Origin of the sequence: Rhodococcus sp. EPR-147, assembly GCF_001647185.1 — a bacterium.
Lineage (GTDB): Bacteria > Actinomycetota > Actinomycetes > Mycobacteriales > Mycobacteriaceae > Rhodococcoides.
Genome location: NZ_LVCU01000530.1, coordinates 20,721 through 29,575, shown reverse-complemented (window position 1 = coordinate 29,575; position 8,855 = coordinate 20,721). Strand labels below are relative to the sequence as shown.

The window sequence follows — 8,855 nt, the reverse complement described above, 5'->3', positions numbered from 1 at the left end:
CACCGAGAGGACCTCCGACACCTCACCCGACGGCCCGCGTCGAAAGGGCGTGGTGCGTCGAGACAACCACCGCAGCGAGCCGTCGGCCGCGAGTACCCGATACCGGATACTGACGCTCTCGCCCTCCGGAAGCGATGCCGCGGTTCGGTCCGCCGCTCGGACGACCTCGACATCTTGTTCCACCACCCCGTCCAATCGATCCTCGCCGTCAGTGGAGTCGTCGGACCGACCGAGTCCGAGCCACGGCACCCGACCGTCCTCGACCGCTCCATCCGAAGTCGGTCCGGTCAGTAGCGACCGCAGGCTGCGAGAAGCCCACGTCACCCGGCCGGTATCGACGGCGGTGACGGTCGTGATGTCCGGTGAAGCAGTCAACACCGCGTCACGAAAGGCCCGGGCCTGCTCGAGTTCGGCTCGCGCCGCCCGCTCGGCGGAGACGTCCTCGGAGAGCACCATGGCACCGACTATCCGGCCCGAATCATCCCGCAACGGCCTCGCTTCGACCTGAAAGATTGCGCCCGTTCGGGGGCTGACGGTATCGAACGAAATCTCCTCACCCGCCACGGCCGCCAGGTAATGCGGCTCGAGCATCGCGAAGGCTTCCGGCGACACCGTGTCTCGGAGCAGCTGCCCCTCCATCCGCCGCGGGTCGTAGCCCTCGGCCACCAGACCGGCACCCTCGACGAGGACGAATCGTAGATCGCAGTCCACGACCAGAACGGACGTGTGCGGCAGGTTGGCTGCCAGCTGCCGGTATCGAGCCTCGCTCGCATCGTCGAACATCGAAGGCGAGCGGAGCAACGGACCGTAGAAGCGACGCATCCCCAGATAGATCACACCGGCAAGTGCCGTCGATGCCGTTACCGCGACGTCGAGGGTGCCGCCCATCGACTCCCGCATCGCGTCGAGCATCCCCCCGCCTGAACCTGCAGCGAGATGCGAGGCGTGGCCGTCGAATCCTGTCCACAAGTGCACCGCGTGCACCAGGTGATGCGCGGCGCAGGTCAGGAAGATCGCTGCTGTGGCCACCGCCAACCTGTTGTTGCGCAGCTGTCCGGTCCGCATCAGCCCACGGACGATGAACAGCACGATCCCCAGATACGCGGCAGCGGTGATCCCGTTGAGGACCACCACCCACACCCAGCCGCTCACAGTGCGTGCTCACCGAATCGAGTCCGACAACAGTGGCTCTGGTTCCACTCGACACAGACGACGGGCATGACGCGACCCCCAGGGTTGTAGCCCACCGCGCAGAAAGACCGGTCCGGCCGGAAAATCCGAGTCGACCAGCCGCTCAGCACTTTGATATTCGACGAAGGTTATCCCACTCCGATTACCACAGCCGCCATTGGCGCAGCCCGAAAAATAGGTGTCGGCCTGGTGATTTCACCCTCCCGCGCAGCCCTCGACACAGCGTCGAACCCCGCCGACCCCGTGGAGCCGAGTCGTCGGGTAAGAAGCTCTCATGCCTTTCGCCGACGAACTCCTCGGCCCGGACGCGGCCGGCACGCTGTTTGGGACCATGCGCACCGCCGCTCCGGGCGCAGACCTGTCGGTACTCGAAGGATCGATCGATCGGCTGGGTCCACTCGCGCTTCGAGCCCGCGCAGATCTGTTGCGTGACGGCCTGCTCTCGGCACTGCCCGGCACCTACACGGAGTTCGCCCGCATCATCCGACGTGCCGCCACCGATCCCGACTTCCAGGGCTGGTCGATCTGGCCGGTCACGAGCGCTGTCGCATCGAAGGCCGTCGAGGAGAACACCTCGAGCGCATTCGACGACGGAATGGCCTTGCTCGCCGAGCTCACCGGCCGACTCAGCTCGGAATTCGCCATCCGCTCGTTTCTTCGAGCCGACCTGGATCGGTCGCTCGCAATCGCGTCGGACTGGACGACATCCTCGGACGAGCATGTGCGGCGTCTGGCGTCTGAGGGCACCCGCCCGTATCTTCCGTGGTCGGTGCGCGTCCCCGAAATACTCGCGCGCCCGGGCGTCACGGTGCCGATCCTGGACCGGCTCTACCGAGACGACAGTGATTACGTTCGACGTTCTGTCGCGAACCATCTCAACGATGTCAGCCGAGACGTCCCGGACTTGGTCGTCGGGACCACCACCCGGTGGCTCGACAGCCCGGACGCACACACCGAAAAGCTTGTGCGACATGCACTTCGGACGGTGATCAAGAAGGGAAACCGGGACGCGCTCGAGCTGCTCGGGTTCGCTCCGGCCGACCTCGATGTGGACGGCCCCACCCTCGACGTCACGGAGCTGCCCATGGGCGGAGAAGTGGAGTTCACGGCCTCGATCCGCAACGTCGGCACCGAACCGGCCAAGGTTGCGATCGACTACATCGTGCATCACACCAAAGCCAACGGTGGGGTGACGGGGAAGACGTTCAAGCTGACGACGAGAACGATCACGCCCGGCGACAGCATCGATGTGCGGCGGCAGCATTCGTTCAAGCCGCTGACCACACGGAAGTACTACCCCGGCCCACACTCCATCGAGCTCCAGATCAACGGTGTGAGTTACGGTCGCGCGGAGTTCTCGCTCGGGGGCTAGCGGCGAGCGTCGGGCAGCTCACATGCAGCACCTCGGGTACGTCCGTACGGTCGAAGAGGTGCGCAAGAAGTGGCGGTGGCTGGCGGTGGTGCTCGGCATCGCCGTGCTCGTCGCAACTCCCTCGGTGATCTCGCGCTTGCCCGTCGACCCGTCCGACATCGGCGCGACCGAACTGCTCGAACAGGTCAAGTCCTCCACCGAGACGCCGTACTCGGGCTACGCCCAGGCGGTCGGCGGTGTCATCATTCCGGTGACCGAGGGGCTCGGCGGCCTGCCGGATCTGCTCGGCGACACCACCTCTCTGCGTGCCTGGTATCGCGCCCCGGACAGCTGGCGCGTCGACACCGTGCGTCTGGCCGGTGAGCGCGGTCTCTACCGGAGCCCGACGCGGCTGTGGAGATGGGACTACGAGCAGAACACGGCCGTGGTGACCCCGGTCCCCGAACCGAGCCTGCGCCTGCCACGCGAGGCCGACCTGCTCCCCCCGGAGCTGGGCCGGCGGTTGCTGAGCGAGGCGACCGCGGATGAGGTCACCCGGCTTCCGGCACGCCGGATCGCCGGTCGCGACGCCCCTGGCCTGAGGCTCGTCCCCAGCCAGCCGCAGAGCACCGTCACCGGAGTCGACGTCTGGGTCGACCCCGACAGCGGGCTCCCGCTGCAGGTCGACGTGCTGGGAGCCGGGGCCACCCGTCCGGTCGTCAGCACCGCGTTCCTCGACTTCTCCTCCGAGATTCCCGATGCCGACACCGTCCGTTTCGTTCCCCCGCCCGGTACCGACGTGCAGCAGCAGGACGGTGGCGACATCGCCTCGTTCGCCGACCGGCTCGACACCTCAGGCCTGCCGTCGACCCTGTCCGGCCTCGATCTGCGCCCCCGCGAAGGCCAGGGTTCGGTGGGAATCTACGGCCGCGGCGTGACCGAACTGTTCGCCGTTCCCCTGCCGCGACGCGCCGCGGGCGGACTCGTCGAACAGTTGCAGTCCGCCCCCGGGGCAATCGTCACCGACGACAGCGTCGCGGTGTCGCTCGGTCCACTCAACGTCCTCGTCACCGGACCCACCGACGACCGGCGTCGCTATCTGCTGTCCGGCACCGTCACCGCGGAAACCCTGACGACCGCCGCCCAACAGCTCGGAGGAGCAGCCACATGATCCGCACGACCGGCCTGACCAAGAGCTACGGATCGGTGCGGGCAGTCGACGGTGTCGACCTCGACGTGCGCGCCGGCGACATCTACGGCTTCGTGGGCGCAAACGGCTCCGGCAAGACGACGACCGTGCGGATGCTGCTCGGCCTGGTGCTGGCGACCTCCGGGCAGATACAGGTGCTCGGCGAGGAGATGCCCCGGCGACGCCGAAGCGTGCTGCCACGGGTGGGGGCGCTGATCGAGAACCCCGCCGCCTACCCCAACCTGTCCGGACGCAGAAACCTCACGCTGCTCGACGCGGCCGGTCCGGGTGGGTCCCGGCGGACCCGGAAAACCAGGGTCGGTGAAGCCCTCGAGCAGGTGGGCCTCGCCGGAGTGGGACGCAGACCGGTCAAGCAGTACTCGCTCGGCATGCGGCAGCGTCTCGGGCTGGCGGCGGCGCTGATGCGTACCCCCGAACTGCTGATCCTCGACGAGCCGACCAACGGACTCGACCCACAGGGAATCCTCGAGATTCGAGAGTTGCTGCTGGGCTTGCACTCTCAGGGCACCACGGTGTTCCTCTCCAGCCATCTGCTGGCCGAGGTGGAACAACTGTGCGACCGAGTGGGAGTGCTCGACCGAGGTCGACTCGTCCTACAGGACCAGCTGTCCTCGATGCAGCGGTCCACCGGCCGGGTGTCGGTGCGCACCGCCGATCCCGCTCACGCGGTCTCCGTGCTCTCCGGCGTCGAGGGGGCCACGGTGCTCGAACGTGTGGGTCAGCAACTCGTCGTCGAGCACCGGGACCCAGCCGAGCTGAACCGGCTCCTCGTCGAGGGAGGTGTCCGGGTGAGTGAGCTGAGCGAGCAGCGGATGAGCCTCGAACAGTCCGTGCTTGCTGTCACCGGGGCCAGTTCCGACAGAGTCGACGCCCCCGGCGCACTTCGAGACAGCGCCGTCCGGACCGAGGTGACCGCATGATCGGCGTCGAACTGCGCGCAATGCTGAGCCGACCCCGCACCTGGGTCGTCATCCTTCTGCTCAATCTGCTGCCGACCATCGTCGCGGGCCTCCTCGCCCTCACCGACGTCGGTCCGCGTCCCGGCGAAGGCCCCGCCTTCCTCTCTGCGGTGACCACCAACGGCCAGCTGTTTCCGCTCGCAGCTCTCGCCATCGTGCTCCCGCTGTTCCTGCCCGTCGCCGTGTCGGTGATCGCAGGCGATGCCGTCGCCGGGGAGGCCCAGGCCGGCACGCTGCGCTACCTGCTCGCCCGCCCGGTGGGACGAACCAAACTACTGGTGGCGAAGCTGGTCTCGGTTGCCGCCTTCGTGCTGCTGGCCGTCGTCGTCGTGGCCGTCATCGCATACTTCGTCGGCACGACGCTGTTCGACGTCACGACCCTGGGGGGCGTATCCAGCGTGTCCGGCACAGTGCTGACGGACGAACAGGTCGCCACGCGCACCGTCATCGCCGTGCTCTACGTGACCATGTCCATGCTCGGAGTCGCCGCCATGGGCCTGTTCCTGTCGACCCTGACCGACTCCCCGCTCGCCGCGACATTGGGCGCGTTGGCGTTCCTCATCGCGAGCTCGCTGCTGCTGACGCTGGACGCCGCCGACGCCATCGCGCCGTACCTGCCGACGCGATACTGGTTGGCTTTCGTCGACCTGTTCCGCGACCCGGTGCCGACGCGGGACCTGATGCGCGGCGTCGGTGTGCAGGGCGTCTACGTCGTCGTTCTTCTCGGCGCGGCGTGGGCGAACTTCACCACCAAGGACATCACGAGCTGAGACGGCTGCAATCGGCTGCGCCGAGCTGGGTGGTGGAGTCGCCGTCCAACTGGGCGGAGACCATCGCGCCGACCAGAGGATCGCGGGGCAGGTTCCCGTGATCGGCGGTCGAGTCCGCACACACGCTCTGGACAGGGATGTTGACGGCCCCGTCGAGTTCGGCCGACGTCGGCGGCGTCACCACCTGATCCAACTCGGTCCAGATCGACACCCACTGCGGACCCTCCGGGGTCTCGTCCCCGGAGTTCAGGGCGGCGAACACGGAACTGTCCGGGGCGAGCTGCTGACAGGCGGTCGCGCACTGGTCGGGCACGAACTGGGCCGCCAGAGCCGCCACCTGAGTGCCGTGGTGCGGGGAGCCGAGAGTGACGATGCGTCGGGCCTGCTCGGCACCGCCGAGGTCGGCGGCCCAGAGCCGGGCCACCACCCCACCGGCGGAATACCCGACGACGTCGACCGAAGTCGCTCCCGTCCGAGCCAGAGCCGCGTCGACGGCGTAGCGCAGGGTCTGCGCCTGCACGGTCAGATCGCCGACGCCACCGTCGGGCAGGGCCACCACTGTGGCGTCGCGGCCGTCCTCCCGTAGTTCGGCCGCGAGCACCTCCAGCGAGTCGGTGGATCCGCCGAACCCGGGGATCAGCAGCACCGGGCCGGGAACGGACTGGTCGACGCTCGCGACGGGGTCGTTCGCGGGGCGCGATGCGACGAAGGCCCCCACAGCCGCGACGACCGCGACCAATACGAGGGCCAATAAGACGAACACGAGACGGCGGCGAGCCGGGGCGAGGGAGGCGAACACTCTGTCCAGTGTGCCTGGCGATCACGCCTGATCGCGGACCACCGGAGGAACGAGCACGAACTTCCCCACGTGGTCCCTTTCCAGGAAGCGCTGCTGGGCGGCCGCGATCTGCTCGAGCGGAAACGACTCGGCCAACAGGGGACGAATCTCACCGGCTTCGATGTACGACACGAGGTTCGGAAACACGTCCTCGTCCCAGGCCGTGCAGCCGAGGAGCGTCAGGTCGTTCAGGTACATCGTCCGTAGATCCAACGCGACGGTGGGTCCTGCGATCGCACCCGAGGACACGTACGTTCCCCCGCGAACCAGGACGTCGAGCAAAGGACCGAAACCGTCGCCTGCGACGTTGTCGATCACCACATCGACGCTGCGCTTGCCGAGGGCGTCCACCACGTCGACATCACGCCCGTAGACCTCGTGGACGCCGAGTTCGCGGAGCTGGTCGTGCTTGGCCCGGCTCGCGACGCCGATCACGCGGGCGCCGCGTCGAGCGGCGAGTTGCACTGCGGCAGAACCGACTCCGCCCGACGCGCCGGTGATGAGCACTGTCGACCCTCGATGCACCCCCGCGCGAGCGATCATGTTCTCCGCCGTACCGTAGGCACACGGAATCGTCGCCAACTCCGCATCGGTCCACCCACAGTCGACCGGAAAGATCTCGCTCGCCGGAACGACGACGAACTGCGCGAACGCGCCGTCCATGTCCGAACCCAACCACCGCGTCTCGCCCGACGAGAAGCCGTCGACGCGCATGCACGATCGAACCAGGACACGGCTGCCGACGATGGATTCGTCCGTCCCCGGACTCGCACACACGAGACCGCAGCAGTCGGTGCCCTGAATCAACGGAAACGGCGTCGCGTCGTTCCACCCGCCGTCCGCGTACCAGCCCACGCGTGTGTTAATCTCGGTGTTGTTCATCCCCGCGGCCAACACTCGAACGAGCACCTCCCCGGGGCCCGGCACGGGTATCGGCACCTCGGACACGACGAGGTTGTCGTACCCACCGTTGCCGGTGGTGACGATGGCTGTCATCAGATCACCGCGGGTGCTATCGGTTCGCATGAAGTCATCCTGCAGGACCGACGCGACGAACAGGCCGATGCAGCGCTGGATCGACAACCAAAAAGGCCCCCGACGCGCTGGTGCGTATCGAGGGCCTGCTGGTGGAGCCGCCTAAGAGAATCGAACTCTTGACCTTTTCATTACGAGTGAAATGCTCTACCGACTGAGCTAAGGCGGCGTGCCTTTCGGCGTTGGTGAGTCTAACGGAGCATCACGTCGAAACGAAAATCGCCCTCCCTCGAGCGGCGAGGCGGGCTCGGCCCCTAACGCAGCACGTCGCCCAGCGTCGCCACCATCGCATAGATCGCGAACTTGGGTTTTGCATTGACTGCCAACGACTCTCGGCATTCGAGGATTGCCTCGATACTCTTCAGCAGCGCCTCGGGCGAGACGGCTTTTGCCATTCGCTCGACCTGCTCGGCCATGTCGGGATGGGTTGCCGTGGCGGTCGATCCGTACGAGCGAGCGAGCGCATCTCGATACAGGCCCACCAGATCCATCAGCGCGCGATCGAGTGAATCACGACCGGTTCTGGTGGCACGCGACTTCTGCCGCTTCTCGAGGTCCTTGAGCACTCCGGCCGAGCCACGCAGCGCACCCGCCGCACCCTTGCCGGTACCGCCTGCACCGAGAGCCGTCCGCAACTCCTCGGTCTCGGCCTCGTCGCGGGAGGCACTCATTTCCTTGGCCTCGTCCTCAGCGGCCTTCACCAGCTCCTCGGCCGCGAGGTACGCCTGATTGGGCCGGGCTGCAGCCGACGCCAGCGCCAGTGCACGTTTACGACGCGCCCGGGCGTCCTCGTCGGTGGCGAGACGGCGCGCTCTGCCCACGTGGCCGCCACTGATCGACGCGGCCCACTCTGCCGTCTCGGCGTCGAGCTTGTCGCGGGTCTGCAGGACCTGGGCGATCGCCGGCACCGTGGGTGTCACCAGCGAGACGTGCCGGCACCGCGAGCGCAGAGTCACCGAGATGTCCTGCGGATCGACCGACGGCGCACACAGAAGGAACACCGTCTTGGCCGGCGGCTCCTCGACGACCTTGAGCAGCACATTTCCGGCACCCTCGGTGAGCCGGTCGGCGTCCTCGACGACCACCACCTGCCACAGGCCAGTGCTGGGCCGACGCGAGGCGATGGAGACGATGTCGCGCATCTCCTTGGTGCTGATGCTCAATCCCTCGGGTACGACGCGTCGCACATCGCCGTGGGTACCGGCCATGGTCGTCGAGCAGGCCTGGCAGTGCCCGCACCCGGGAGTGCCCTCGGTGGTGCACTGCAATGCCGCAGCGAAGCACAGGGCAGCGATGGAACGTCCGGATCCGGGCGGGCCGGTGAACAGCCACGAATGCGTCATCGCCGACGAGTCGACACCGGTGCGAGCCGCCACCGCTGCCGCCGTCAGATCGGCCTCGACATCTTCCTGACCGACCAATCGATCGAACACACCCGCCATGCACGCAACCCTAGTGGTTGGGACCGACTACCCCCCGCCGCACTGTTCCCGAGCAGCGC

At 67.5% G+C, this 8,855-nt stretch carries 8 protein-coding genes and 1 tRNA gene; 4 read left to right on the top strand and 5 right to left on the bottom strand.

The features are described 5' to 3' along the window. Positions 1-1,152 (bottom strand): PAS domain-containing protein (locus A2J02_RS23220; protein ID WP_156516353.1); only part of this gene is annotated, 1,152 nt, incomplete at its 3' end. 313 nt (positions 1,153-1,465) lie between these two features. Between A2J02_RS23220 and A2J02_RS23215 the strand changes: the two genes are divergently transcribed. Genes A2J02_RS23215 through A2J02_RS23200 form a run of 4 tightly spaced genes read left to right on the top strand, consistent with a single transcriptional unit; the run spans position 1,466 to position 5,481 of the window. Then, entirely contained in the window at positions 1,466-2,563 is a 1,098-nt protein-coding gene (locus A2J02_RS23215; protein WP_068054181.1) for a DNA alkylation repair protein, read from the top strand. 22 nt (positions 2,564-2,585) lie between these two features. Beyond that, on the top strand, positions 2,586-3,713 hold the full coding sequence (locus A2J02_RS23210; protein WP_082899004.1) for a LolA family protein: 1,128 nt from the start codon (positions 2,586-2,588) through the stop codon (positions 3,711-3,713). Then, complete coding sequence (locus A2J02_RS23205; RefSeq protein ID WP_068054177.1) at positions 3,710-4,672, top strand: ABC transporter ATP-binding protein; 963 nt, start codon at positions 3,710-3,712, stop codon at positions 4,670-4,672. Before A2J02_RS23210 ends, A2J02_RS23205 begins: the two co-directional genes overlap by 4 nt. Then, on the top strand, positions 4,669-5,481 hold the full coding sequence (locus tag A2J02_RS23200; protein WP_068054172.1) for an ABC transporter permease: 813 nt from the start codon (positions 4,669-4,671) through the stop codon (positions 5,479-5,481). The genes A2J02_RS23205 and A2J02_RS23200 overlap by 4 nt, the downstream gene beginning before the upstream one ends. Here the strand turns inward: A2J02_RS23200 and A2J02_RS23195 are convergent. The 4 genes from A2J02_RS23195 to A2J02_RS23180 all read right to left on the bottom strand — a co-directional run bounded on the left by A2J02_RS23195 (position 5,471) and on the right by A2J02_RS23180 (position 8,796). Then, positions 5,471-6,280, bottom strand: coding sequence for an esterase/lipase family protein (locus A2J02_RS23195; protein WP_082899005.1), 810 nt, complete (start codon positions 6,278-6,280; stop codon positions 5,471-5,473). The two genes, A2J02_RS23200 and A2J02_RS23195, sit on opposite strands and share 11 nt — an antisense overlap. Before the next feature lie 21 nt (positions 6,281-6,301). Continuing rightward, complete coding sequence (locus A2J02_RS23190; RefSeq protein WP_197478114.1) at positions 6,302-7,345, bottom strand: zinc-binding dehydrogenase; 1,044 nt, start codon at positions 7,343-7,345, stop codon at positions 6,302-6,304. Positions 7,346-7,447: 102 nt separating this feature from the next. Further along, positions 7,448-7,523 (bottom strand) — tRNA-Thr (locus A2J02_RS23185). Between the two features lie 85 nt (positions 7,524-7,608). Further along, on the bottom strand, positions 7,609-8,796 hold the full coding sequence (locus tag A2J02_RS23180) for a DNA polymerase III subunit delta' (RefSeq protein WP_068054171.1): 1,188 nt from the start codon (positions 8,794-8,796) through the stop codon (positions 7,609-7,611). Positions 8,797-8,855: the final 59 nt, after the last annotated feature.

Coding starts and splice junctions, on each gene's coding strand:
- A2J02_RS23210 (WP_082899004.1), top strand. CDS start 2,586: ATGCAGCACCTCGGGTACGTCCGTACGGTCGAAGAGGTGCGCAAGAAG.
- A2J02_RS23205 (WP_068054177.1), top strand. CDS start 3,710: ATGATCCGCACGACCGGCCTGACCAAGAGCTACGGATCGGTGCGGGCA.
- A2J02_RS23180 (WP_068054171.1), bottom strand. CDS start 8,796: ATGGCGGGTGTGTTCGATCGATTGGTCGGTCAGGAAGATGTCGAGGCC.
- A2J02_RS23215 (WP_068054181.1), top strand. CDS start 1,466: ATGCCTTTCGCCGACGAACTCCTCGGCCCGGACGCGGCCGGCACGCTG.
- A2J02_RS23200 (WP_068054172.1), top strand. CDS start 4,669: ATGATCGGCGTCGAACTGCGCGCAATGCTGAGCCGACCCCGCACCTGG.
- A2J02_RS23190 (WP_197478114.1), bottom strand. CDS start 7,345: ATGCGAACCGATAGCACCCGCGGTGATCTGATGACAGCCATCGTCACC.